We start from the raw sequence: 21,154 nt of genomic DNA, 5'->3' as shown, positions 1-21,154 counted from the left end.
GGGTCCGGGCATGTCAGGAGCGGTGGACCTCCCTCACACCCCGCACCGGGCCCTGCGGTCGCACACGCCTCACACCCCGGGCTCGCAGGGCAGCACGCCCCGCCCGATCGCCCCCGTCAGCTCGTCGAAGTCCCGCTCGGTCTGGTCGGCGTAGGCGCGGGCGAACCGGCGCACGGCCTGCCGCACCTTCCCGCCGCCCCCGATGTAGCCGCTGATCATGCTCGCGCCGCTGGTCCGGGCGTGCCCCTTGGCGAGGAGCCGGCCGCAGACGGCGGCGTAGTCGGCGAGCGTGGCCGCGTCGATGCCGTCGAGGACGATCGCGCCCTTCATGTCCCGGAACTGGCGGACGTAGTACTGCCGCCGGCCCACCGTCGTCCAGCCGAGGAGCGGGTCGGACACGGTCTGCAGGGCCTGCTGGTACTCGACGACGCGCTGGCCCTGGTGGTCGTGCCACGCGTCGTCGCCGTGGACGTAGGGGGCCACGACGGACCGGCGGGCCTGCTTGAGCTGCAGGAACAGCACGTCGTCGGCGCCGGAGCCCTCGCACAGCGCGATGTAGGCGCGCAGCCCGACCGAGCCGACGCCCACGACCTTGTGCGCGATGTCGACCACGCGGTACCCGCCGACGACCCGCGCCCAGTGCGGCGGCAGGGTGCGCAGGTACTCGTCGAGGGCGGCGAGGATCCGTTCGTACTGCGCCGGGTCCGGCCGCGTGATCAACGGCGGCTCGGTGACCAGGCGGCGCTCCGCCCCGTCGCGCTGGGTGAACCGCGGCAGCGCGCGGTCGCTGGTGCGGCGCCGGGCCTTGCGGGCCGCCGACGCGACGGCCTTGCGGCTGCTCTTGCTCGGCGCCCGCTCGTGCAGCTCCTGCGCCCCGATCCGCTCGAAGGACCGGGCGAGCAGCGGCTCCTCGGCCAACCGCTCGAGGTGCCGGCGGTAGGCGTCGACGCACTCCCCCACGGCCGTCGCGCACTGGTCCTCGGTGGCCGAGTTCTCCCGGCCGGCCACCCAGACGCTCGACGCGAGCCGGCGCAGGTCCCACTCCCACGCCCCGGGGTGGGCCTCGTCGAAGTCGTTGAGGTCGAAGACGAGCTCCCGCTCCGGCGACGCGTAGAAGCCGAAGTTGCCGAGGTGGGCGTCGCCGCAGATCACCGGCCGGATGCCGGTGGCGGGCAGGGTCGCGAAGTCCGCGGCGTGCTGGGCCGCGGCGCCGCGCAGGTAGGCGTAGGGGCTCGCGCTCATCCGCCCGATCCGCACGGGGACCAGCCGCGCGACCCGGCCCTCGTTCGTCGCGATCACGGACTCGACGGCGCCGATCCGGCGGTTGTCCGGCGACCAGTCCGCCAGCGAGGACCGCGGCACCTCCCGGCGCAGGCTCCGGCCCAGCGCGTACCGCTCCTCGCGCGGGACGGACGGCGCGGACAGCCGGGCGAAGCCGTCGCGGTCGCGCGGGTGCAGCGAGGCGAGGACGGCGTGCGGGTGCATGGACAGGTGATACCGGACGGGCGGTCGCGCCGCCGGGCCCGACGGCACGGCGTCCGGTTCGTCCGTCCGGCACCGTCACCCGGGAGCGGTTGGTCGCACGAGTACACCCGGTGACCTCTCCGTCACCCGCTCGGGTTGTTCGGCCGTCGCCGCCCCGCGACGATGTGGCGCATGCGTCTCCGGCGGGCGGCCCTGGCCCTGGTCGCGGCGGCGGGCCTCGCCGGGCTCGCGGGCTGTGCGATCTCGGGCCCGACCCCGCTGTGCGACGAGGCGCGCGGGCTCGTGGACCAGGGCCAGCTCGCCCAGGCCGCGGAGTTGTTCGCCCGCGCGCAGGTGCGCAACGAGGGCACGTGCGCGGAGAACGGCCTGGGCGAGGTGGGCGAGCGCTACACGATGGCCTACACGGACGCCGCCCGCGGATCGGCCGCCGAGATCGAGGGCCACACCGACCTCGCCCGGTCCGCCTACGAGTCCGCGCTGCGGCTCGACGCGGGCAACCAGGCGGCGTCCAACGGCCTGGTCCGGCTCGGCCTCCCGCCCGCGGAGCGCAGCAACCCGCTGGCCCTGCCCGCGGTCGCGCCGTACCCGCAGGCCTCGTGGTGGACGGGCTGGCAACTGGCGCTCCCCGCGCTGGCCCTCGCCCTGCTCGCCGTGGCCGGGGTCGCGGCGCTGTGGCGGCGGGGCGGTATCGGTCCGCGGGACCGGGCGCTCGACGACGGGCCGGAGCTCGACGGCGGGTCCCGGCCGTCCGCCTTCCGGGAGTGGCGTGGGCGCGGGTGGCGCCGCCGGCGGTCGGACGAGGAGGCGGCCTTGGAGCCAGGTGCCTCACCGGGCGACTCCGGTCCGGCGGCGGGTCGGCCCGGCGGCCGGGACCTCGGGCGAGGGGGATCGCGGTGGGGCTCGCGCCGCCCGACGCAGAAGGCGGCCGACGACCGGTGGGCACGGGGGCAGACCGAGCCGTCGCCGGAGCGCGAGCCCGCCGACGTGCTTCCCCCGACCTCTCGCCCGATCCCTGCGGCGTCCGGTGCCGCCGCGGCCGCCGGGGTCCTCGCCGCAGGTGAGGTCGCGGCGGAGCGGCAGGAGGCCGAGCCCACCGCGGCACGGCGCGAGGCGGAACCGACCGACCCGGGGCTGGGCGTGCGCAGCAAGGCCCAGGACGGGTCCTCGGGACGCGAGGACGCCGAGCCGTCGGACCGCGGAGACGTGCAGGTCGTGAAGCCGTCGTCACTCGAGCAGCCGGGATCGGGAGGCGAGGCCGGGCCGGGGGTGGCCGAGAGGAACGGCGTCGTGCCGGCCGCGCAGCCCGGGTCGGAGAGCGCCACGCTTCCCTCGGGGGCGGCCGTCGAGTCGAACGAGGAGTCGACGCCGACATCGGGCAAGGCGGGGCCGGCCGAGCCCCGCTCCGCAGTCGATGCCGAGCCCGCCGCCCCGCCTGCTCCCGCCGGCGCTGAAGAACAAGCCGAGCCACCTTCGGAGGGTGATGCTGCCCCTGCCACAGAAGGAGAAGGCGCCCCGAGTACCGAGGCGCCGCGCGGCGAAGGGTCGTCGTCGGACCGTGCGTCCGCCGCGACTTCTGAAGAGGAGCCGCCGACCGCCGCGGCACCGAGGGACCGAGGGGAGGTTCCGACCGACGCTCCGGGGCCGGAGCCGGCGAACCCCTCGGACGAGGAGCTCTTGGAGGAGCGGGCCGCCGCCGAAGCGCCGACCACGCCCGAGGCTCCTTCATCGACTGCCCGCACGGCTCCCACATCAACGGTCGGCACGACGGACGCTCCCGCATCGGCGGCCGGCACGGCCGACGCTCCCGCATCGGCGGCCGGCACCGTTGTCGCCGCCGCTGCTGTAGGAGCGGCCGCCGTCGGCGCCGCGAAGGCTGCTTCCCGAGCCACCACCTCGACGGCCCGCGGAGACGAACCCGCCGGCGGACCGTCCGCCGGAGACGACCCCGCGGCCGGACCGGCCGCCGGAGGCGACGGCCCAGCCGGGCCGACCGCCGACACTTCCACCGCACCCGGGGCAGCCGCCGGTGACGACACGGCTGCGAGGCCGACCGCCGGGGTCGACACCGCGGCCAGGCCGACCGCCGGAGCCGACACCACAGCCGAGCCGACTGCCCGAGACCGCCCAGCCGGGCCGTCCGGCGACGACACCGCTCCCGATGAAACCGGCGGGAACGACAGCGCAGCCGCCCCTGCCACTGGAGAACACGTCGAAACCGCGCCGACCGCCGGGGCCGGCACCGCGGCGACCTCGGCTGCCGAGACCGCTTCCCTGATGGAACCCGCCCCGCCTGCGGGAAGCCCCGACCCGGCCCTCCGCGCTCACCTCGCCGGCCTCGATCTGGAGATCGGTCAGCTCCAGCGCATCCTCAACCGATCGCTGCGCACCGACCGGGACGGCGGCCCGCCCCGCTTCTTCGCCGCCCGCCGGCCCGTCAAGGGCCCGGCCGTCGCCGTCACGCTCGAGATCGTGTCCCTGCAGCTCGCGGGCGGCGAGCACACCGGCAGCACCGTCTGCGTGCGCCGCACCGTGGCCGCGGAGCGGCAGCCGGGGCCGTGGGTGCCGGAGGACCGCGAGAACCGCTGGCAGGACGTCGCCGAGGAGGTCGACCACAGACCGTTCGGCAGCATCCGGGACTCCGACAACCGGATGTGGATCACACCGGGCCGCGAGGAGCTGCGCGAGATCCTGCGCGACCTGAACCGGATCCGTCCGGTGTGGCTCCCCCTCCTCGGCGGCGACTCACCGGGCGCCGCGCTGCCGCTCGCCCCGCCGCCCGCGGATCAGGTCACCGGACTTCGAGCCGCGTTCGACGGCGCGCAGCCACTGGTCAGCCCGCAGCCGCTGCCCTCCGGCGTCCGGCTGCTCGCGATCGTCGACGCTCTGCTCGCCGGACACGATCTCGTCAACGTCCGGGTCGACGCCGTCGCCAACGAGGTCCTCGCCCTCGCCGCCGCCGAGTCCGTGGAACACGAGCTCGACCGCCACCTGCTCCCCCTCGGGCGCTGAGCGCGGCGCCGGCCCGCACGAACCCTCGTCGCACCGCGCAACAGCCAGGACCCCTGTGCGCGGCACCGACGCCGGGTGCGAGCGGCACAAACCCGACCCGTCAGCCGCCCCGCACCCCGTCCATGATCACCAGTGGTGGACCGGCGCGGTCGATTTCCGACCGTCCGCGTGCACACGTGATGATCACCGGTCGGATCCACGTACCCGGAAGCGAGTTGGTCGTCGCCCCCTCCGAGGGGCCGGAACGCTGCATCCAGCCGGTCGGCCCCGGAGAGCCTGATCACCGGTCAGCCCGACAACCCGGCGCGCCTACCGGTACACCGGCAGAACCCCCTGTTCCTTCGCCTGGGCGAGGGTCGGTGCGTCGCGGTCCTTGTCGGACAGGATCAGCTCGAGATCCGCCGGCCACGGCAGGCCCAACGAAGGGTCCAGCGGCGAGACCCCGTGCTCGGCGGACGGGTTGTACGGCGTGGAGCACAGATACGCCATCACCGTCGCCTCCTCCAACGCGACGAACGCGTGCCCCAACCCCTCGGCGATGTACACCGCCCGCATGGATTCGGAGTCCAGCTCCACCGCCTCCCACTTCCCGAAGGTCGGCGACCCCACCCGCACGTCGACGATCACGTCGAGCAGTCGCCCCGACGGGCACGACACGTACTTCGCCTGCCCCGGCGGCACGTCCGCGAAGTGCACCCCGCGCACCACCCCCAGCCGCGACACCGAGTGGTTCGTCTGCCCCACGACCAGGTCGAACCCCAGCGCCTCCCGGAACACCGGCCCCTGGAACGGCGCCACGAACACCCCGCGCCGGTCCGGGAACACCGCCGGCTCGAACACCCACGCCCCCGAGATCCCCAGCTCGCGGTACTTCACGACGCGACCCCACTCTTGAGCGGCTCCCACCAGTCCCGCCGCTCCCGGTACCACGCCACCGTCTCCGCCAGCCCCACCTCGAACGCCACCCGCGGCTCGTACCCCAGCTCCGCGCGGATCTTCGACCAGTCCACCGAGTACCGCCGGTCGTGCCCCTTGCGGTCGGGCACCGGCTCCACCCGCGACCAGTCCGCCCCCACCGCCTCCAGCAGCCGCGCCGTCAGCTCCCGGTTGGTCAGCTCCGTGCCGCCGCCGATGTTGTAGATCTCACCGGCCCGACCCGAGGCCGCGACCAGCGCGATCCCTCGGCAGTGGTCGTCGACGTGCAGCCAGTCCCGCACGTTGAGCCCGTCGCCGTACAACGGCACCGTGCCCCCGTCGAGCAGGTTGGTCACGAACAACGGGACGACCTTCTCCGGGAACTGGTAGGGCCCGTAGTTGTTGCTGCACCGCGTGATCGACACGTCCAGCCCGTGCGTGCGGTGATACGACCGCGCCAGCAGGTCGCTGCCTGCCTTCGACGCCGAGTACGGCGAGTTCGGCTCCAGCACGTGGTCCTCCGACCACGAGCCCGACTCGATCGACCCGTACACCTCGTCCGTGGACACGTGCACGAACTTCGAGACCCCGGCGTCCAGCGCCGCCTGCAGCATCACCTGCGTGCCCACCACGTTCGTCGACACGAAGTCCGCCGCCCCCGCGATCGAGCGGTCCACGTGCGACTCCGCCGCGAAGTGCACCACCACCTCGCAGCCCGCCACCGCCGCCGCGGCCGTCGACGGATCCCGGATGTCGCCGACCACGAGGTCGACGTCGACGGAGGCCAGGTTCTCCCGCCGCCCGGCGTAGGTCAGCAGGTCCAGCACCCGGACCTCACCGGTCAAGGCCGGGTAGGCGCCGGCAACCAGCGACCGCACGAAGTGCGACCCGATGAACCCCGCCCCACCCGTGACCAGAACGCGCACCCCGGGAGAGTAGCGACGGGCCGCTCGGCAGAATGCCCCCGTGCGCGCCCTCGTCCTCGGAGCGGGCGGCCAGCTCGGCAAGGCGCTGGCCGCGGCGCTGCCGACCGCCCGGGCGATGACCCGCGCCGAGCTGGACCTCACCGACCAGGCCGCGCTCGCCGCCGTCGACTGGTCGGCCTTCGACACGATCCTCAACGCCGCCGCCTTCACCCGGGTCGACGCCGCGGAGACGCCCGAGGGCCGTCGGCAGGCCTGGGCCGCCAACGCCTCCGCGCCCGCCGCGCTCGCCCGGATCGCGACCGCGCACGACCTGCGGCTGGTGCACGTCTCCACCGAGTACGTCTTCGACGGCACCCATCCCGGCCCGATCCCGGAGGACGCCGACGTCGCGCCGCTGAGCGCCTACGGTGCCTCGAAGGCCGCCGGCGACGCCGCCGTCGCGACCACCCCGAAGCACTGGATCGTCCGTCCGACCTGGGTGATCGGTGACGGCGCCAACTTCGCCCGCACCATGCGCTCCCTCGCGCAGCGCGGGATCTCCCCCACCGTCGTCGCCGACCAGATGGGCCGCCCCACCCTCGCGAGCGACCTCGCCACCGGGATCCTCCGGCTCCTCGAGGCGGAACCCGGCACCTACCACCTGACCAACGACGGCGAGCCCGCGAGCTGGGCGGACGTCGCCCGGTTCGTCTTCACGGCCTCCGGACGCCGCGCGGACGAGGTCACCGACACCACCACCGCCGCCTACTTCGCCGACAAGCCCGATGCGGCCCGCCGCCCGTTGAACAGCGTCCTCGACCTGACGAAGGCGGCGAAAGCCGGCGTCACGCTCCCCGACTGGCGCGAGAGCCTCGGGACCTATCTCGCCCGGGAGGGGATGGACACGTGAAGGGCATCGTCCTCGCCGGCGGCACCGGCACCCGGCTGCACCCGATCACCAAGGGCGTTTCGAAGCAGCTGCTGCCGGTGTTCGACAAGCCGATGATCTACTACCCGCTCTCCACCCTGATGCTGGCCGGGGTGCGCGAGATCCTGGTCATCACCACTCCCGAGGACGCCCCGAGCTTCCACCGCCTCCTCGGCGACGGCAGCGAGCTCGGTCTCGACCTCACCTACGCCACCCAGGCCGAACCCAACGGCATCGCCGAGGCCTTCCTCATCGGCGAGGACCACGTCGCCGGCGAGAAGGTCGCGCTCGTGCTGGGCGACAACATCTTCCACGGCCCCCGCTTCTCCGGGATGCTCCGCGACGCCCGGGACGGCCTCGGCCCCGAGGGCGACGGCTGCGTGCTGTTCGGCTACCCGGTGAAGGACCCGCAGCGCTACGGCGTCGGTGAGGCCGACGACCAGGGCCGGTTGGTCTCCATCGAGGAGAAGCCCGAGAAGCCCCGCTCCGACCGCGCCATCACCGGCCTCTACCTCTACGACGGTCAGGCGTCGGAGATGGCGAAGCGGCTGCGGCCGTCCGCCCGGGGCGAGCTGGAGATCACCGACCTCAACCGCGCCTACATGGAGCAGGGCCGCGCCCGGCTCGTCGACCTCGGCCGCGGTTTCGCCTGGCTCGACACCGGCACCCACGAGTCGCTGATCGAGGCCGGGCACTACGTGCAGGTCCTCGAGAACCGCCAGGGCATCCGCATCGCCTGCCTGGAGGAGGTCGCGCTGCGGATGGGCTTCATCGACGCCGAGGCCTGCCACGCCCTCGGGGAGAAGCAGGCGAGGAACGGCTACGGCCAGTACGTCATGGACGTCGCGAAGTCCTTCACCGCGACGCGATGAGCGAGCCGGCACTCCGGCGGGCTCGACGCGGAAGGACTCGAGCCTTCTCAGGCGACCGCGACCTCGGAGACCGATCGTGTCGGCCGCGGCCTGCCCCTTCTGCGCCGTCCCCGGCACGCTGTCCAGCGCCGTGATCGTCAGCCGGCTCGTGACCGTCGCGCTCAGCGCGGTCCACCGGAGCCCCGCGGCGCCGGTCGACGGGTCCAGCGCGGTGGTGACCGAGCGACCGTCGTCCGCCGTGAGGCGCACGGCGGAGCAGTGCTTGCCCGGTGCGGGAGACTCGCCGTGTGGAGCTGCTCGTCGCGCGCAACCCCGACCCGGCCAGCTCGCTGCCGTACCTGATCCGCATTCCGCTCGCGGGCGGTCTGGTCTTCCGCGCGAAGGACACCTGGCCGCGCACGAAGGCGATCTACTGCCACCCCGTGCCCGACGACGAGTGGCCGGCCGACGCCGAGATCGTCGAGCGGGTGGCGCTGAAGTCCTGTGTGCGGCGCGGGGCGGCGATCGACGTCGTGGCCGACCGGGGGCGCGAGCAGCGCTCCCAGATCGTGTTCACCCGGGCCCGCGGGCGGGAGATGGTGTTCTGGCAGTCGCCGCGGACCCGGAAGCAGGCCCGGCCCGACGTCCGGCTCCCCACCGCCCGCGCCTCCGGCATCCCCGAGCTGGAGATCGTGGTCGACGCCCACGAGCGCTACCCGTACTCCTTCACCGGTCAGCAGGTGCGGACGACGAAGCGGGGCCTGAGCTGCGGCGACTACGCGGTCCTCGGTCCGGGCGGCTCGGTGGTCGCGGCCGTGGAGCGCAAGGCGCTGGCCGACCTGGTCGGCAGCGTGTCCGACGGCCGCCTGCGCTTCGCCCTCACCGAGCTCGCCACCCTGCCCCGCGCCGCCGTCGTCGTGGAGGAGCGGTACTCGTCGATCTTCAAGCAGGCCTACGTCCGCCCGGCGACCATCGCGGACGGCCTCGCCGAGCTGCAGGTCCGCTGGCCCGCGATCCCGATCGTCTTCTGCGACACCCGCGCGCTCGCCGAGGAGTGGACCTACCGCTTCCTCGCCGCCGCCAGCTCCTGGGCCGAGACCGAGGCCGTCGCCGCCGAGCGCATCGGCGACGACTCCGCACTGGCCGATGCCCCGGCCGCACCCCCGCCGTCGACCGCCGAGGTCCGGCGCTGGGCCCGGGAGAACGGCATCGTCGTGCCGGACAAGGGCCGGCTGCGGCCCGAGGTGCACGAGGCGTGGCGGGCAGCGCATGACCTCGACCGAGTGGCCCCCCGTACAGGCCACTACGACACGGCCGAGCGGAGCAACTTCGCTCGAAGGCCGAATTCGGACGAATGACCCCCTCGGTTCTCCGCGGTAATCGGGTGACTTCGCACCGTCCATCACGGAAGGGTCAGGTGTCCGAAAGGGAGCGGTGACCCGAATACGGAACCGAGCCGCCTCTGTGGACGATGCGACCTTCTCGGGGCGCGGCAGAACTGCCCGCGTAGCCTTTCCGCACGGCTCCACTTCTGCACCCTCCTGACGCCGGCCGGTGCCGCAGATCGCGCCGAAGTCCCTCCGCCCGGCGGCAGCCGAGTTCGATCTTCCGCAGGCCAGGAGGACACGCCGCGCGGCACGCGACGCGACGACCGCCCCTCGGCGATGTACGCAGGCGACCGGCGCCGTGCGTCCGAGAAGGACGGAAACGCTCCCCAGCGCCGCAATTCGGTCGCGTCCGGGAGAATCCGGACCGCTCCGCGAGGGTGCCGGGAACTCGCGCGGCGCCCATTCCGCGGGTGACTTATGCTGGCGGCCGTTTGCTTCCCGTACACCCCCGATTCACCCCCGAGTCACGATCATCTCCGGCCTCCGGCGCCTGTGAGAAGGAGTCACCGTGGTCAACCTGCCCGCACTCCTGGCGCGGGTCGCCGACGAGGTGCGTCGCCAGCTGCGCAACATGAAGCTGGACCGGACCGTGCGCCGGCTACCGGGCAACGAGGTCGTCGCCCTGCGGGACTTCCTCGGCCCGCAGGCCGACCGGATCCTGTCCCGGTTCGGGTTGATCCCCGCGGCGGTGCGTCGCCGCCGGGCCCGTCGATTCGAGGAGGACCTCCGACTGCTCAACGACGTGCTGGCGGGGACCGCCTTCGGCGACCGGTACTGGGTGTGGGGCGGGATGCTCCTGGGCTGGGCGCGGGAGGGCCGCCTCCTGCCGCACGACAGCGGCGACGCGGACTTCTGCTACGACGCGGCCGACGACGAACTCCTCGACCGGGCCGAGCCCGCCCTGCGCGCCGCCGGCTTCCGGCGCTGGTACTCGTTCCGGGACAACACCGGCGTGCGGACCGAGCGCACCTTCATCCGGCACGGCGCCCTGTTCGAGTTCTTTCGGCTCCAGCCCACCGAGCAGGACATGCAGGAGTACCACCTGTACGGCACCGGGCCGACCGGCCTGGTCGAGGCCGTCGGGCTGCTCCCGCGGCTCGATCTCGAACCGTTCGACTTCCTCGGGCGCACGTGGCGCAAGCCCGTCGACCACGAGAAGGTCCTGGAGCTCCACTACGGGGACTGGCGCACGCCCGACCCGACCTGGGGCTACCTGGACGACAACGCCATCGTGCGCACCCGCGAGTGGTGCCCGGTCGGGTCGCGGTGACCCGCCGCACCCGCGTCGCGGACGCCGTCGCCAGGACGAAAGGGGATCCCCCGATGCCCGACCCGCTGCTGCCCACCGACCTGCCCGCCGACCTGCCCGCCGATCTGCCGCGGCCCCGGTCCGACGCCGGCTCCCCCGTCTCCCGGGCGGCCGCCCTGCGGCGGATGGTGTTCTCCGGCGAGCTCGAGTTCCTCATGGAGGCGCACAACGGGCTCTCCGCCCGGATCGTGCGGGAGGCCGGGTTCGGCGGGATCTGGGCGTCCGGCCTGGCCATGTCGGCCCAGCTCGGCGTTCGGGACAACAACGAGGCCAGCTGGACGCAGATCGTCGACGTCGTGGAGTTCATGGCCGACGCCAGCGACCTGCCCATCCTGCTCGACGGCGACACCGGCTTCGGCAACTTCAACAACGTGCGCCGGCTCGTGCGCAAGCTGGAGCAGCGCGGGGTGGCCGGGGTCTGCATCGAGGACAAGCAGTTCCCCAAGACCAACAGCTTCATCGACGGCGACCGGCAGCCGCTGGCCGAGGTGGAGGAGTTCTGCGGGCGGATCAAGGCCGGCAAGGACTCGCAGCTCGACGAGGACTTCGTCCTGGTCGCCCGGGTGGAGGCGATGATCGCGGGCTGGGGCGTCGACGAGGCGTTGCACCGCGCCGCGGCGTACCACGAGGCCGGGGCGGACGCGATCCTGATCCACAGCGCCAAGTCCCGTCCGGACGAGATCCTCGAGTTCGCCGCGCAGTGGCAGAACCGGGCCCCGCTGGTGATCGTGCCGACGAAGTACTACAGCACCCCCACCACCGTCTTCCGCGAGGCCGGGATCAGTGTCGTGATCTGGGCCAACCACCTGCTCCGCGCCGCGACCTCGGCGATGCAGTCGGTGGCCCGCGAGATCCACGACAGCCGCACGCTGGTCGACGTGGAGGACCGCGTCGCGCCCGTCGGGGAGATCTTCCGACTGCAGGGTGCCGACGAGTACGCGGCCGCCGAACGCCGGTACCTCTCGGTCGCGCACCAGGCGCCGGCCGCCGTCGTGCTGGCCGCGACCCGCGGCCGCGGGCTCGAGGCCGTGACCGAGGACCGCCCGAAGGTCATGCTGCCGATCGCCGGCAAGCCGCTGCTGCGCTGGCTCGTCGACACCTTCAAGTCCCAGGGCATGAACGACATCACCGTGGTCGGCGGCTACCGGGCCGACGCGATCGACACCTCCGGGCTGAAGCTGGAGGTCAACGAGCGCCACGAGGAGACCGGCGAGCTCGAGTCGCTGCGGCGGGCCCTGCCCGCGATCACCCGCGACACCGTCGTCTCCTACGGCGACCTGATGCTGCGCGGCTACATCCTGCGGGACCTGCTCGACGTCAAGGCGGACTTCGCCGTGGTGGTCGACTCCTCCGCCGTCACGGACGAGGACGCGGGCCGCACGAACGACTTCGTGCAGTGCTCCGAGCCCGACGACCGGTCCCTCTTCGGCCGCCAGGTGCTGCTGCGCAGGGTGACCAACGAGGCCGCCGGCTCGGACGGCCGCTGGATCGGCATGCTCGCCGTGCGCGGCGAGGGTGTCGCCCGGTTGACGGCGATGATGGAGCGGTTGGTGCAGCGGCCGGACTTCGACCGGCTGGACATGCCGGACCTGCTCAACGCGCTCGTCGACGCCGGTGAGACAGTCGAGGTCCTGTACGTCCACGGCCACTGGCGCGGCATCAACGACCTGTACGACTTCGACCGTGCCGGGGAGTTCGCCCGGCCGTGAGTCCCGACCCCGACGGGAGCATCCTGTGATCGCCGCCGAGACCTTCGTCGACCAGGCGCGGGCGCGCGGGTTCGCCTGGTACACCGGCGTCCCCTGCTCGTACCTCACGCCGTTCATCAACTACGTGCTGCAGGCCGACCACCTGCGGTACCTGTCCGCGGCCAACGAGGGCGACGCCGTCGCGATCTCCGCCGGGGTCACCCTCGGCGGGGGGCGCGCGGTGACGATGCTGCAGAACTCCGGGCTCGGCAACGCCGTCAGCCCGTTGACCTCGCTGACCTGGACCTTCCGGGTGCCGCAGCTGCTGATCGTGACCTGGCGCGGCGAGCCGGGGAACCCCGACGAGCCGCAGCACGAGCTGATGGGGCGGATCACGCCGCAGATGCTCGAGACCATGGAGATCCCGTGGGCGGACTTCCCGTCCGAGGACGCCGCCGTCGGTCCGGCGCTCGACGCCGCGGTGGCGCACATGGACTCCACCGGCCGTCCCTACGCGCTTGTCATGCACAAGGGCACGGTCGCGCCGTACCCGCTGCGCGACGGGGTGCGCCCGCCCGCCGCCCCCGGCGCCGCCGTCGTTCCGCAGCAGGGCCTCGGGCCGGCCGGGGCCCTGCCCACCCGGCGGGAGGCGCTGCAGCGGGTCGTCGAGCGCACGCCCGAGGGGTCGAGCGTCGTGCTCGCCTCGACGGGCTACTGCGGCCGCGAGCTCTACGCGCTCGCCGACCGGCCCAACCAGCTCTACATGGTCGGGTCGATGGGCTGCGTGGCGCTGCTGGCCCTCGGCCTGGCGCTGGCCCGGCCCGACGTGCACGTGGTCGCGCTCGACGGCGACGGCGCCGCCCTCATGCGCATGGGTGCGTTCGCGACGCTCGGCACGTACGGCCCGTCGAACCTCACCCATCTCCTGCTGGACAACGGCGCGCACGAGTCCACGGGCGGCCAGGCCACCGTCTCGCCGAACGTGTCGTTCGCCGGGGTCGCGGCGGCCTGCGGCTACCCCGTGGCCCTGGAGGGCGACGATCCCGGGCTGATCGACGCGCTGCTCGACGCCCCGGCCGTGGAGGGGCCGCGGTTCGCGCGGCTGCGGATCGGCACCGGAACCCCGAAGGACCTGCCGCGGCCGACCGTCACTCCTCCCGAGGTCGCGCGACGGCTGACGACCCACCTCGCCGAGCGGGTCGCCGAGCCGTCCACCCCGGAGCCCCGCCGGTGACGCCGGAGGCGCCCGCTCAACCTCCCCTCTCGCGCCTGCCGGGGCCGATCGCCCGGCTGGCCCGGACCGCCGCGCCCAACCAGGCCGTCGTCGCCCTCACGAGCCTGGCCGTGGTCGTGCTCGCCTCGCGGTCGCTGTCGCCCGCCGCGTTCGGCGTGTTCGCCTCGGCGCAGCTGGCGGTGCTGTTCTGCGTCGGCGTCGCACAGGCCACGGTCCTCACCCCCATCGCCGCCGACCGGACGGTCGACCCGACCCGGCCGGTCGCGGAGGTGCGCCGGCTGGAACTGGCGTTCGGGGTCGCGGCGCTGGTCGTCGCGGTCCTCGGGGCCCTGTTCCTGTCCGGGGAGCTGCGGACCGTCGTGGTGGGCACCGGCCTCGCGCTGCCGGGCTGCTTCTACTGGGACGCGGTCCGGATGCACTACCAGGGGCGCTCCGCCTACCTCGGCCTGCTCCCCGGGGACCTCGTCACGGCGGTGGTGACGATCGGGTGGGTGGCGGTCGCGCTGGCCCTGGGCCTCGGCCCGCTGGTCGCGGTGCTCGGCCTCGGCGCCGGCCCGTGGGTGGGGTGCCTCGTCGTCCTCCCCCCGTGGTCCTCGCGGTGGACGAGCTGGCGCCGCCCGTGGCCGCGCCGGGTCAGCGCCAACCTGGCCGGCGACTACGTGATCTCGACCGGGCTCGACCAGCTGCTCACGCTGCTCACCGCGGTCTTCCTGTCCACGGAGGCGCTCGGCGGGCTGCGGCTCGCGCAGTCGGCCCTCGGCCCGATCAGCACGCTCGCGATCGCCCTGAGCATGACCGTGCTGCCGCAGATGCGGGACCTCGCTCTGCGGCCCGCGGGCAAGGTCTGGTGGGCCGCCCGCCGGTTCGGTGCCGTCGCCGGGCTCGCGATCGCGATCGGGCTGGCGCTGACCTTCGTGCCGGTGTCGGTGGGCCGGTCCCTCGTCGGGGACTCCTGGGCGATCGGCGCGCCGGTCGCGCTGGCGGTCGCGGTGTACGCGGCGGCGTCGGCGCTGGGCCGGGCCGCGACGCTGACCATGCTCACGTCGGGGTCCAGCGGGCTGCTGGTCACGGTCCGCGCGGTGTCCGCCCCGGTCGTCGCCGCCGTGTGCGTGCTCGTGCTCACGCGGCACGATCTGCTCCTCTACGCCTGGACCGCGGCCGGGCTGCTGGTCCTGTCCACCACGCTCCTGTTCGTGATGGCCGTGCGCAGCGGCACCCGTCCCCCTGGAGGTCAGCGTGACGAGTGAGCCCGAGGACGTGAAGCGGGCGGTGATCCTCGCCGCCGGCCGCGGGCGGCGGCTCGAGGTCGCGCAGCGCCCCGGCCCCAAGTGCCTCCTGCGGTTCGGCGGCATGTCGCTGCTCGAACGCCAGCTGCGCGAGCTGCACTCCTGCGGGGTGCCGGAGGTGGTGGTCGCGACCGGGTTCGCGCACGAGGAGATCGAGCGCGAGCTCGACCGGCTCGACCTGCCGCGACCCGCTCTCGTCCGCAACGAGCGGTACGAGCTGGGCAGCATGCTGACCGTCGACGTGGTGGGACCACAGCTCACCGCGGGCGGCTCCGTCCTGCTCATGGACGCCGACGTACTGTGCGACGCGCGCGTGCTCGCGCCGCTCGTCGGTGCGCCGTCGTCGACCGCCCTGCTGGTGGACCGGGACTTCGAGCCCGGCGACGAGCCGGTCAAGGTGCTCCTGCGCGAGGGCACGCCGGTCGACCTGGCCAAGGAGCCCGACCTCGCCCTGCCGCACGACGCCGTCGGCGAGTCGGTCGGCTTCTTCCGGCTCTCCGAGGCCGCGGCGGCGGCGCTGGCCGGGATCGTCCGGGCGAGCGTGCAGTCCGGCGGCGCCGCCCTTCCGCACGAGGACGCCGTCCGCGACCTGCTGCGGACCGGCGAGCACCCGTTCGCGGCGGTCGACGTCACCGGCGCCCCGTGGACCGAGATCGACTTCCCGGACGACGTCGTCCGCGCCCGCACCGTCGTGCTCCCCCGACTGACCCCCGAGGTGTGACCGTGTTCCTGCTCAATCCCGGCCCCGTCACGTTGTCGCCCCGCGTGCGGGAGAGCCTGCTCGGTCCCGATCTGTGCCACCGCGAGCCGGAGTTCTTCGACCTGCAGGACGCGGCACGCGCCGGGCTGCTCTCGGTCTACGACCTCGACCCCGCCCAGTGGGCAGCCGTGCTGCTCACCGGCTCCGGCACGGCGGCGGTCGAGAGCATGGTCGCGTCCGTGGTCCCCGCGGGCGGCCGGCTGCTGGTGCTCGAGAACGGCGTCTACGGCGAGCGGATGACCGCGATCGCGGAGTGTCACGGCATCGCCCACGAGACGCTGAGCGGGGACTGGCTCGACGCGCCGGACCTCGACGCCCTCGACGAGCGGCTGGCGAGCTCGCCGGGGTTCACGCACGTCGCCGTCGTCCACCACGAGACCACGACCGGGCGGCTCACCGACCTCGCCGGGGTCGGGGCGGTGTGCGCGCGGCACGGCGTGCGGCTGCTGGTCGACGGGGTGAGCAGCTTCGGCGGCGAGGAGCTCGACTTCGGGCTGCCGATCGACGCCGTCGCCGGCACCGCCAACAAGTGCCTGCACGGGGTTCCCGGCATCGCGTTCGTCGTGGTGCGCCGCGCGGCGCTCGCCTCCGCGGCGCGGCGGGCCTACTACCTCGACCTGACCCGCCTGGCCGCCCTGCAGGACCAGCGGAACACCCCCTTCACCCCGGCGGTGCAGAGCCTGTACGCCCTGGTCGAGGCGCTCGCGGAGCTGCGGGAGGACGGCGGGTGGCGGGCCCGGCACGAGCGGTACGGCCACTACGCCGAGGCGGTGGGCGAGGGCCTGCGGTCGGTCGGCGTCACGCCGCTGCTCGCCGACGGGACGAGCTCGGTCGTCCTGCGCTCGTACCGGCTGCCCGACACGGTCACCTATGCCGACCTGCACGACGGCCTCAAGGACGAGGGCTTCGTGATCTACGCGGGGCAGGGCGAGCTGGCCAAGTCGATCTTCCGGATCTCGACGATGGGCGACCTGTCCGAGGCGGACGTCGAGCGGCTGGTCGGCGTCCTCGCCGAGGCCTTCTCGTGACCCCTCGGGTCACCTCCCCCGTGCCGACCACGGTGTGGCGGTCGGTGCTGGAGACGGACGAGCGGGCCGTCGTCGGGCAGTCGTTGCCGTGGCGGGAGGCGGTGCTCGCCGACGGGCGGTTCACGGACGCGAGCGTGCACTACGCCTTCCCGTCGGGGCGCGAGGTCGTGCTCCCCCTCGTCCGGCGTCGCCGGTTGCCCGCCGCGGCCACCGTGGTGTCGAGCTGGCCGCAGGTGTGGGGCGCGGGCGGCCCGATCAGCACGGACGGTGAGATCACGGCCGACGAGGCCGCGTTCGTCTGGCGCGACGTCGCACGCCGCGGAACGCTCGTCAGCGAGGTGACGCTGCGCCCGGAGACCGCCCCGGCCTGGCTGTCGGCGGCGTCGGCCGCCGGGTACGACGTCAGCGCGAGCGGGAGCTACCTGTTGGACCTCGCGGGCGGGTTCGACGAGGTCTGGCGGAATCGCTTCCGCGGCACCGCCCGAACGGCGATGCGCAAGGCCGAGAAGCTCGGCGTCGAGGTGGAGGTCGACCGGTCGGGCCGGCTCGCCCACGTCTACGACGAGCTGCACGAGCGCTCGGTCCGCCGCCGGGCGGAGACGGAGGGCGAGCCGGTGTGGCTCAGCCGCTGGCGGATGAGCCGGGTCAGCTCCACCCCGGCACAGGTCGCGCTGGTCGCGGCCGCATTCGGCAAGGACTGCGCGACCTGGGTCGCCCGCCGCGACGGCGAACCCGTCGCGGCGATCATCGTCCTCTCGGCCGGTGGCCACGCGAAGTACTGGCGCGGCGCGATGGACAAGGATCTCGCGACGCCCTTCCGGGCCAACGACCTGCTGCACCGCCTGGCGATCGAGGAGGCCTGCGACCAGGGACGCCGGTGGTACGACATGGGCGGCGCCCACCCCGACTCCGCGCTCGCCGCCTTCAAGACGAAGCTCGGCGCCACCCTGCGCCACACCCATGAGCTGCGTGCCCGCCGGTTGCCCGCGCGTGCCGGTCACGAGGCCCGAATGCGGGCGGAGACGCTGGTCAAGCGGGTGACGGGGCTCAAGGAGATGTGACCGGAGAGGCCGTGGTCCGGTACGCGAGGTTCGTCGGTTTACAGATCGGAAGTATGTGTAACGCGAGGTCGTGAGGCGCCGATAGGCCGACACGGGTCGGTGCGCGGGTCGTCGATCTGAGGCCCGTGGCGGTCGGGCGCGCCGACGTGGGGAGTGGCGACATGCACGATCCGGGTAGTGCGCGGCCGTCGGTCTCGGTGGTCGTGCCGACGCTGAACGAGCGCCGGAACATCGAACGCCTCCTGACCGGGCTGGATCCCGGATACGAGGTCGTGCTGTCCGACGGCGGCTCCGTCGACGGCACGGTCGAGGCGGCCCGCGCTGTGCGGCCGGGCTGCCGGGTCGTGACGCAGGGGTGGAGCCGGGGAACCAGCGCGGTCGCGGGCCTGAACGCGGCGCGCGGCGACGCGCTCGTCCTGCTCGAGGCAGACGGGTCCACCTGCCCGAGCGAGGTTCCGCGAATGGTCATGGCGCTCGACGACGCCGATCTCGTTCGGGGATCCCGCGCGGAGCGGCGCTCCCTCGCCGACACCGCGCTCGCGACCGTCGCCTCCGCCCGCCTCGGCACCCGCGTCACGGATCCCTGGTGCGCCGCGACCGCCTTCCGGCGCTCGGCCCTCCCCCGGCTCGGACTTCCGGACCTCACCCGCCACGCGGCCGCGTTCGAGCTGCTCCTCGCCCTCCGCGCGGCGCACGAGGGGTTGACGGTGTGCGAGGTCCCGGGCATCCGGGCGGCGCCGTGGCACCAACGGTTCCCGAGGACCTCGCTGGCCGAGAGCTCCCGCGCGATCAAGGGGCTCCTCGCCGAGCGCCGGCCGGCTCCCGCGGTTCCCGCACCCCGCCCGGCGGTCGAGGGCGTCGTCCCCAGGCCCTCCGACCGCTTCTGAAACGGCGACGCTCAGCCCCGCACCCGCCGCACCGCGGCCAGCACCATCTGCATCAGCTCCTCCGGCGTGTCCGCCCATCCCTCGGCGCCGTGCCGCACCGCCTCGTCGAAGTGCTCCGGCCGCCCCGACCGGGCGTAGACGACGAACGGGGTGTGCACGCCCGCCGCCCGCAGCTTCTGCAGCAGGTCGTAGCCCGCCTGCGGGTGCTCGAGCCGCTCCATGTCCGAGACGATCACGTCGTAGGCCGGGTTGCGCTGCACGCGTTCCAGGGCGTCCTCGGTCGACGGGCTCAGCTCGACGTCGATGCCCACGGCCTCCATCGCCGTGACCTCGTGCCGGTTGGTGCTCGGGTGGTCGTCGACCCAGAGCACGCGGGCCCGGCCGCCCACCGCGCTCAGCGTCTGCGCGGCGGTGTCGACGTGGTCGAGGGCGGTCTGCTGGTCCATCGGCGGCGCCCCCTTCGCCACCGTGGCCTGCGTGAGCGCGGTCGCCGCCTGCTGTCGGCTCGACGCCGAGATCTCCAGCCCGCCCGGCCCCTTGACCGTCAGCGACCCGGACAGCAGCCGGTTCAGCGGCTTCCGGAACAACACGACCACGAAGACCACGAGTGCCGGCCACACCAGCACCCCGATCAGCCCCGTGACGTCCGCGAGCACGCCGCCCTCCTCTCCGCACCGATGCTCGCGCAGGGTGAGCGCCCCGTTACCGCGGCCGGTACGTACTTCTGCGCAGCGACCCCGCACCCGCCCCGGAGGACCCTGGTCCCCCCAGCACGAGACGAGGTGACGACATGGACGACCTACAGCTGGTGCGCAACGAGCTCGCGGCCTGGAACGAGAAGAACCGCGACACCTGGCTCGAGTTCTACTCGGACAAGTCGACCTTCGACGTCCCCGGCGGGGTGCGCCTGGAGGGCCTCGACGGCGCTCGGATGTTCTGGGGCGGCTACCAAGACGCCTTCCCCGACAACCGGGTCGTCGAGCGGCGCCTCTTCGGCCAGGACGGCCAGGTGCTCGTCGAGGGAGTCTTCGAGGGCACCCACGCCGGTCCCCTCCCGACCCCGGACGGACAGATCATCGAACCGACGGGCCGCCCGGTCCGGATCCCGTTCAGCCTGATCTACCTCGTGGAGACCGGTGTGATCACCGGCCACATCCTCTACTTCGATCAGATGGAGATGCTGACGCAGCTCGGCCTGCTGGACACCGCGTCCTGACGAAGGCCTGCCCGCTCAGTTCGGCGTGCCCGCCAACGCCTCGGTCGGGTGCGCGGCGACGTACTGCGCCATCGTCCCCTCGCGGAACGCGGACCAGAGCTGCACCCCGGCCCGTTCGTCGAGGTAGACGACGGACTGGGTGCCCTCGCGTCCGAGCCCCGCAACCGGGGCGCTGGTGAAGGTCACCCCGCCCGGCCGCAGCCCCTTCATCTCCAACGCCAGGTCCCGCAGGCCGCCGTTGGTCAGGGTGTCGTCGACGCTGACGGTCCGACTGGTCGCGTCGACCAGGTCGTAGAGGCCGACGGGGTCCGACAGGTCGTCGCCGGCCTTGGTCAGCAGCGCCTTGAGCGCGTTCTGCTGGCGCCTGGCGCGGTCGAGGTCGCCGCCGGGCAGGTCGTGGCGCTGGCGGACATAGGCCAGGGCCTGGGCTCCGTCGAGGTGGTTGAGGCCCTCGTGGAAGGCGACACCGGCGTTGCTCGTCGCCGCCGCGACACGCACGTCGATCCCCCCGACCGAGTCGACCATCTCCTGGAAGCCCGCGAAGTCGATGACCCCGAAGTGGTCGACGCGCACGCCGGTCAGGTTCTCGACGGTCCGGATCAGCAGCGGGGCACCTCCGAAGGCGTACGCGGCGTTGATCTTGTTCGTCCCGCGGCCGGGGATGTCGACCCAGCTGTCCCGCGGGATCGAGGTGACCGCGGCGGCGCTTCCGTCAACAGCCACGCGGGCGAGCATGATCACGTCACTGCGCTGGGAGCCGGCGCTCACCCCGGCCGGGGCGTCCCTGCCGGTGGTCGGGTCCGGCGAGCGGGTGTCGGTCCCGATCAACAGGAACGTCCTACCCCCGCTCGCTGCCGGGCGGGAGTCCGCAGGGATGCCTGCGAAGGCGTCGGGCACGCGACCGACGTTGTTGCCCAGCTTCTCGGTCAGCAGGTACACCGCCGCCGCGGCCGCCAGGATCAGCGCGAGGACCGTGACGAGCAGGCCGATCAGGATCCGGCGGCCTTTCCGGCTCCGTCTCCCGACGGCCTCGAGCACCACCGTGGGCTGATCCTCGTGCATCCCTCTCCCGTCTCAGCGATCTCGATCGTCTTGTCCTGGTCGCACCGCGAGGCGTTACACCAGCCAACAGGACAGGCCAGGTGCGGTTCCTAGGACCCGAGCGAAGGTCTGCCAGACAGTGAGGCCGGATGCAGGCTTTCGA

At 73.7% G+C, this 21,154-nt stretch carries 18 protein-coding genes; 13 read left to right on the top strand and 5 right to left on the bottom strand.

What is annotated here, in order from left to right; translation table 11 throughout:
- Nucleotides 1–69 precede the first annotated feature (69 nt).
- Nucleotides 70–1,485, bottom strand: coding sequence for a DUF2252 domain-containing protein (locus tag ACFQH9_RS06720; RefSeq protein WP_379565024.1), 1,416 nt, complete (start codon nucleotides 1,483–1,485; stop codon nucleotides 70–72).
- A gap of 171 nt (nucleotides 1,486–1,656) precedes the next feature.
- Between ACFQH9_RS06720 and ACFQH9_RS06715 the strand changes: the two genes are divergently transcribed.
- Complete coding sequence (locus tag ACFQH9_RS06715) at nucleotides 1,657–4,494, top strand: hypothetical protein (protein WP_379565023.1); 2,838 nt, start codon at nucleotides 1,657–1,659, stop codon at nucleotides 4,492–4,494.
- A 309-nt stretch (nucleotides 4,495–4,803) separates the two neighbouring features.
- Here ACFQH9_RS06715 and ACFQH9_RS06710 read toward each other — a convergent pair whose 3' ends face one another.
- Together ACFQH9_RS06710 and rfbB are read right to left on the bottom strand one after the other, a co-directional pair.
- A complete protein-coding gene (locus ACFQH9_RS06710) occupies nucleotides 4,804–5,370 on the bottom strand; it encodes a dTDP-4-dehydrorhamnose 3,5-epimerase family protein (RefSeq protein ID WP_379565022.1) in 567 nt (188 codons plus the stop codon).
- On the bottom strand, nucleotides 5,367–6,335 hold the full coding sequence (rfbB, locus tag ACFQH9_RS06705) for a dTDP-glucose 4,6-dehydratase (RefSeq protein ID WP_379565021.1): 969 nt from the start codon (nucleotides 6,333–6,335) through the stop codon (nucleotides 5,367–5,369). The genes ACFQH9_RS06710 and rfbB overlap by 4 nt, the downstream gene beginning before the upstream one ends.
- A 40-nt stretch (nucleotides 6,336–6,375) precedes the next feature.
- On the opposite strand from rfbB, the gene rfbD reads away from it, so the two are divergent.
- From rfbD to ACFQH9_RS06650, 11 genes are all read left to right on the top strand, one after another.
- Nucleotides 6,376–7,224, top strand: a complete 849-nt coding sequence (gene rfbD / locus ACFQH9_RS06700; protein ID WP_379565020.1) for a dTDP-4-dehydrorhamnose reductase — start codon at nucleotides 6,376–6,378, stop codon at nucleotides 7,222–7,224.
- Nucleotides 7,221–8,114, top strand: a complete 894-nt coding sequence (gene rfbA, locus ACFQH9_RS06695) for a glucose-1-phosphate thymidylyltransferase RfbA (protein ID WP_379565019.1) — start codon at nucleotides 7,221–7,223, stop codon at nucleotides 8,112–8,114. The genes rfbD and rfbA overlap by 4 nt, the downstream gene beginning before the upstream one ends.
- Before the next feature lie 287 nt (nucleotides 8,115–8,401).
- Nucleotides 8,402–9,451 carry an ERCC4 domain-containing protein gene (locus ACFQH9_RS06690; protein ID WP_379565018.1) on the top strand — a complete coding sequence of 350 codons (1,050 nt, stop codon included), beginning with the start codon at nucleotides 8,402–8,404 and terminating at the stop codon, nucleotides 9,449–9,451.
- A 538-nt stretch (nucleotides 9,452–9,989) separates the two neighbouring features.
- Nucleotides 9,990–10,751, top strand: a complete 762-nt coding sequence (locus tag ACFQH9_RS06685) for a hypothetical protein (protein WP_379565017.1) — start codon at nucleotides 9,990–9,992, stop codon at nucleotides 10,749–10,751.
- Between the two features lie 53 nt (nucleotides 10,752–10,804).
- Complete coding sequence (aepX, locus tag ACFQH9_RS06680) at nucleotides 10,805–12,499, top strand: phosphoenolpyruvate mutase (RefSeq protein WP_379565016.1); 1,695 nt, start codon at nucleotides 10,805–10,807, stop codon at nucleotides 12,497–12,499.
- A 25-nt stretch (nucleotides 12,500–12,524) separates the two neighbouring features.
- The gene (gene aepY / locus ACFQH9_RS06675) at nucleotides 12,525–13,712 is read left to right on the top strand and encodes a phosphonopyruvate decarboxylase (RefSeq protein ID WP_379565015.1); all 1,188 of its coding nucleotides are present in this window, start codon (nucleotides 12,525–12,527) and stop codon (nucleotides 13,710–13,712) included.
- The gene (locus ACFQH9_RS06670; protein WP_379565014.1) at nucleotides 13,709–14,959 is read left to right on the top strand and encodes an MATE family efflux transporter; all 1,251 of its coding nucleotides are present in this window, start codon (nucleotides 13,709–13,711) and stop codon (nucleotides 14,957–14,959) included. The genes aepY and ACFQH9_RS06670 overlap by 4 nt, the downstream gene beginning before the upstream one ends.
- Nucleotides 14,949–15,719, top strand: coding sequence for a phosphocholine cytidylyltransferase family protein (locus ACFQH9_RS06665; RefSeq protein ID WP_379565013.1), 771 nt, complete (start codon nucleotides 14,949–14,951; stop codon nucleotides 15,717–15,719). The genes ACFQH9_RS06670 and ACFQH9_RS06665 overlap by 11 nt, the downstream gene beginning before the upstream one ends.
- Complete coding sequence (locus ACFQH9_RS06660; RefSeq protein WP_379565012.1) at nucleotides 15,716–16,786, top strand: 2-aminoethylphosphonate aminotransferase; 1,071 nt, start codon at nucleotides 15,716–15,718, stop codon at nucleotides 16,784–16,786. The genes ACFQH9_RS06665 and ACFQH9_RS06660 overlap by 4 nt, the downstream gene beginning before the upstream one ends.
- Nucleotides 16,783–17,847: a GNAT family N-acetyltransferase gene (locus ACFQH9_RS06655; protein WP_379565011.1), complete on the top strand. Its 1,065-nt coding sequence runs from the start codon at nucleotides 16,783–16,785 to the stop codon at nucleotides 17,845–17,847. Before ACFQH9_RS06660 ends, ACFQH9_RS06655 begins: the two co-directional genes overlap by 4 nt.
- Before the next feature lie 161 nt (nucleotides 17,848–18,008).
- Nucleotides 18,009–18,734 carry a glycosyltransferase family 2 protein gene (locus tag ACFQH9_RS06650; RefSeq protein WP_379565010.1) on the top strand — a complete coding sequence of 242 codons (726 nt, stop codon included), beginning with the start codon at nucleotides 18,009–18,011 and terminating at the stop codon, nucleotides 18,732–18,734.
- A gap of 11 nt (nucleotides 18,735–18,745) precedes the next feature.
- Here ACFQH9_RS06650 and ACFQH9_RS06645 read toward each other — a convergent pair whose 3' ends face one another.
- A complete protein-coding gene (locus ACFQH9_RS06645) occupies nucleotides 18,746–19,390 on the bottom strand; it encodes a response regulator (RefSeq protein ID WP_379565009.1) in 645 nt (214 codons plus the stop codon).
- A gap of 134 nt (nucleotides 19,391–19,524) precedes the next feature.
- Here ACFQH9_RS06645 and ACFQH9_RS06640 point away from each other — a divergent pair, with 134 nt between their 5' ends.
- Entirely contained in the window at nucleotides 19,525–19,950 is a 426-nt protein-coding gene (locus tag ACFQH9_RS06640; protein WP_379565008.1) for an ester cyclase, read from the top strand.
- 15 nt (nucleotides 19,951–19,965) lie between these two features.
- Here ACFQH9_RS06640 and ACFQH9_RS06635 read toward each other — a convergent pair whose 3' ends face one another.
- Nucleotides 19,966–21,012, bottom strand: a complete 1,047-nt coding sequence (locus tag ACFQH9_RS06635; protein WP_379565007.1) for an LCP family protein — start codon at nucleotides 21,010–21,012, stop codon at nucleotides 19,966–19,968.
- Nucleotides 21,013–21,154 lie beyond the last annotated feature (142 nt).

It is taken from the genome of Pseudonocardia lutea, from assembly GCF_042658055.1.
Lineage (GTDB): Bacteria > Actinomycetota > Actinomycetes > Mycobacteriales > Pseudonocardiaceae > Pseudonocardia > Pseudonocardia lutea.
This window is presented reverse-complemented; position numbering and strand designations above follow the sequence as displayed.

Bases quoted from the DNA above. Each gene is read 5' to 3' on its own strand.
- ACFQH9_RS06715 (WP_379565023.1), top strand. From the start codon at position 1,657: ATGCGTCTCCGGCGGGCGGCCCTGGCCCTGGTCGCGGCGGCGGGCCTC.
- ACFQH9_RS06650 (WP_379565010.1), top strand. From the start codon at position 18,009: ATGCACGATCCGGGTAGTGCGCGGCCGTCGGTCTCGGTGGTCGTGCCG.
- aepX (WP_379565016.1), top strand. From the start codon at position 10,805: ATGCCCGACCCGCTGCTGCCCACCGACCTGCCCGCCGACCTGCCCGCC.
- ACFQH9_RS06720 (WP_379565024.1), bottom strand. From the start codon at position 1,485: ATGCACCCGCACGCCGTCCTCGCCTCGCTGCACCCGCGCGACCGCGAC.
- ACFQH9_RS06635 (WP_379565007.1), bottom strand. From the start codon at position 21,012: ATGCACGAGGATCAGCCCACGGTGGTGCTCGAGGCCGTCGGGAGACGG.
- ACFQH9_RS06640 (WP_379565008.1), top strand. From the start codon at position 19,525: ATGGACGACCTACAGCTGGTGCGCAACGAGCTCGCGGCCTGGAACGAG.